Source organism: Nevskiales bacterium (assembly GCA_035574475.1).
Taxonomy (GTDB): domain Bacteria; phylum Pseudomonadota; class Gammaproteobacteria; order Nevskiales; family DATLYR01; genus DATLYR01.
This window is the reverse complement of sequence record DATLYR010000137.1, coordinates 1-2,929: the sequence shown is the minus strand read 5'-3', so window position 1 is coordinate 2,929 and position 2,929 is coordinate 1. Positions and strand designations below refer to the sequence as shown.

The window sequence follows — 2,929 nt, the reverse complement described above, 5'->3', positions numbered from 1 at the left end:
TGTACCAGCTGCGCAGCCTGCGCGTGCCGCCGCATGCCGCGGTATCGGAGACGGTCGCCGCCACGGCGCGCATCGGCCAGCCCGGCGCACGCGGACTGGTCAATGCCGTGCTGCGGCGTTACCTGCGCGAGCGTGCTCGGCTGGAGGCCGCGCTACCCGAGGATCCGGCCATCCGTCATTCGCATCCCGACTGGCTGGTCGCGCAGCTGCGCGCGGACTGGCCGGAGCGCTGGCCGGAGATCCTCGCCGCGAACCAGCAACCGGGGCCGCTGTGCCTGCGTGTCAACACGCGCCGCACGACGCGCGACGCGTATCGGGCCAGGCTGCAGGCCGCGGGTCTGTCCGCCTCGCCTTCACCCCATGCGCCCCAGGCGCTGACGCTGGCGGAGGCCGTGCCGGTGGAGCGGCTGCCCGGGTTTGCCGAGGGCGAGGTCTCGGTCCAGGATGCGGCGGCGCAGCTCGCGGCGGGCCTGCTGGATCTCGAACGTGGCCAGCCCCGGGGTTTGCGAGTTCTGGACGCCTGCGCCGCGCCCGGCGGCAAGAGCGCGCACATCCTGGAGCTGGCCGATGTCGAGCTGCTGGCGCTGGACCGCGACCCTGCGCGGCTGGCGCGCGTGCAGGACACGCTGCAGCGGCTGGGCCTGCACGCAGGGCTGCAGGCTGCGGATGCCGCGACGCCGCGCGGATGGTGGGATGGCCGGCCCTTCGATCGGATTCTGGTGGATGCGCCCTGTTCCGGCACCGGCGTGATCCGGCGCCACCCCGACATCAAATGGCTGCGCCGCGCGAGCGACATCGCCGCGCTGGCGCAGGCGCAGCGGCGGCTGCTCGATGCGCTGTGGCCGCTGCTCGCGCCCGGCGGTGTGCTGCTCTATGCCACCTGCTCGCTGCTGCGCGCGGAAGGCGAGGACGTGATCGCGGGCTTCCTGCGCGCGCACGCCGACGCCGAGGCCTGGCCGATCGAGGCCGGCTGGGGCGAGGTCTGCGGGGCGGGGCGGCGCATCGCCGCCGGGTCGGACGGCATGGACGGTTTCTATTACGCCAGACTGCGCCGGCTTGCAGGCCATCCCCCCCAGGGGTAAAGTCGCGGCGCATGAAAATCATCATCCTCGGAGCCGGGCAGGTCGGCGCGACGCTGGCCGAGAACCTGGCGAACGAGGCGAACGATGTGACGGTGGTGGACGACCAGCCCGGCCTGCTGCAGGCACTGCAGGATCGGCTCGACATTCGCACCGTCTGCGGCCACGCCGCCTCGCCCGTCATCCTGCGGGACGCCGGTGCCGACGACGCCGACATGCTGATCGCGGTCACCGAGGTGGACGAGACCAACATGATCGCCTGCGTGGTGGCCAATACGCTGTTCCACACGCCCACCAAGATCGCGCGCATCCGTTCCAACGAGTACCTGCGCGAGAGCAAGCTGTTCGGCGACGACGCGCTGCCGATCGACATGTGCATCAGTCCCGAGCAGCTGGTGACCGACTACATCAGCCGCCTGATCCAGTATCCCGGCGCGCTGCAGGTGGTGGATTTTGCCGACGGCCGCGTGCGGCTGGTGGGCGTGAAGGCCTACTACGGCGGCCCGCTGGTGGGGCAGGAGCTGCGCACCCTGCGCGAGCACATCCCGGGCGTGGACACGCGCGTGGCGGCCATCTACCGCCGCGGCCGCCCGATCATCCCCGAGGGCGACACGGTCATCGAGGCCGAGGACGAGGTGTTCTTCGTCGCCGCCAAGAAGGACATCACGCGCGTGATCAGTGAGCTGCGCAAGCTGGACCGGCCGGTCAAGCGGGTGCTGCTGGCCGGCGGCGGCAAGATCGGTCTGCGCCTGGCGCTGGCGCTGGAGGACCACTGCCAGGTCAAGCTGATCGAGCACGATCCGGTGCGCGCGCGCTATCTGTCCGAGCAGCTCAAGAGCAGCATCGTACTGGTCGGCGATGCCGCCAACGAGGAGCTGCTGACCGAGGAAAGCATCGAGAGCACCGACGTGTTCTGCGCGGTGACCAACGACGACGAAGCCAACATCCTGTCGGCGATGCTGGCCAAGCGCCTGGGCGCGCGCAAGGTGATGTCGCTGATCAACCGCCTGGCCTATGTGGATCTGGTGGAGGGTGGCGCGATCGACATCGCCATCTCGCCGCAGCAGTCCACGGTATCGGCACTTTTGGCGCGCGTACGCCGCGGTGACGTGGTGCGCGTGCACTCGCTGCGTCGCGGCGCGGCCGAGGCGATCGAGGCCATCGCACATGGCGACGCCAGCACTTCGCGCGTGGTCGGGCGCCGGCTCGACCAGATCAAGCTGCCGCCGGGCACCACCATCGGCTGCATCGTGCGCGACGAGGAAGTGATCATCGCCCACCACGACACGGTCATCCAGGCCGAAGACCACGTGATCCTGTTCATCGTGGACAAGAAGCGGACCAAGGAAGTCGAGCGCCTGTTCCAGGTCGGCGTGACCTTCGTCTGATCCTCCGGTTCGCATGCTCAATCTCGCCAACGTCCAGCGCATCTTCGGTATGCTGGTGGCGCTGTTCAGCCTCACCCTGATTCCGCCCATCGGTGTCGCCCTGTACTACCAGGACGGCGCGCTGGCGCCGTTCGTCGAGGCCTTGGGCCTGACGCTGGCACTGGGGCTGCTGCTGTGGTGGCCGACGCGACACGCCGAGCGCGACTTGCGGCTGCGTGACGGTTGCTTGGTGGTAGTGCTCTTCTGGGTGGTGCTGAGCCTGGTGGGCGCTTTTCCGTTGTTGCTGGCCAACGAGGCCTGGCACAGTTTCACGGACGCGATGTTCGAGTCCGTGTCCGGCCTCACGACTACCGGCGCGACCACCGTCACGGGGCTGGACGACCTGCCGAAGTCGCTGCTGTACTACCGCGCCCAGCTGCATTGGATCGGCGGCATGGGCGTGATCGTGCTGGCGGTGGCGAT

General features: G+C 69.5%; 3 protein-coding genes. All 3 read left to right on the top strand.

The window, feature by feature from the left end; genetic code table 11:
* The coding region (rsmB, locus tag VNJ47_07980; GenBank protein HXG28772.1) for a 16S rRNA (cytosine(967)-C(5))-methyltransferase RsmB at positions 1–1,082 on the top strand (1,082 nt) is incomplete at its 5' end.
* 11 nt (positions 1,083–1,093) lie between these two features.
* Positions 1,094–2,467: a Trk system potassium transporter TrkA gene (trkA, locus tag VNJ47_07975; protein HXG28771.1), complete on the top strand. Its 1,374-nt coding sequence runs from the start codon at positions 1,094–1,096 to the stop codon at positions 2,465–2,467.
* A gap of 13 nt (positions 2,468–2,480) precedes the next feature.
* Positions 2,481–2,929, top strand: a 449-nt coding sequence (locus VNJ47_07970) for a potassium transporter TrkG (protein ID HXG28770.1), incomplete at its 3' end; no start/stop codon positions are given.